The sequence below is a fragment of the Paraburkholderia sp. SIMBA_053 genome, from assembly GCF_046534895.1.
GTDB classification, from domain to species: domain Bacteria; phylum Pseudomonadota; class Gammaproteobacteria; order Burkholderiales; family Burkholderiaceae; genus Paraburkholderia; species Paraburkholderia caledonica.
In genome coordinates this window covers 1-236 of sequence record NZ_JAWRXU010001706.1, presented here as the reverse complement: position 1 = coordinate 236, position 236 = coordinate 1, and the positions used below count along the sequence as shown (strand labels likewise).

At 69.1% G+C, this 236-nt stretch carries 1 protein-coding gene; it reads right to left on the bottom strand.

Annotated elements, in window-relative coordinates; all coding sequences use genetic code 11:
• Positions 1-236, bottom strand: a 236-nt coding sequence (locus SB753_RS41350; RefSeq protein ID WP_410805726.1) for a hypothetical protein, incomplete at both ends; no start/stop codon positions are given.

Here is a 236-nt window from a genome sequence, read left to right as displayed (position 1 = left end):
ACTCGCGTGCCGTCGGGGGTCATGATCGTCACGAAGTCGAGATCTGCACCCGCGATCACGTCGAGGGCATACGGCTCGAGCGTCCGAGTGGCGGCGGCGATGTCACCGGCTTCCAGCGCGTCGACCACGAGCGGTGACGTGGCGAGCGCGACGGCGGTCGTCGCCGTGACGCGCTCGGCCTCGGTGTGAGTTGTGCGTTGCGCATCCATGACCAGGAAGACGGCGACCAGGCCGCC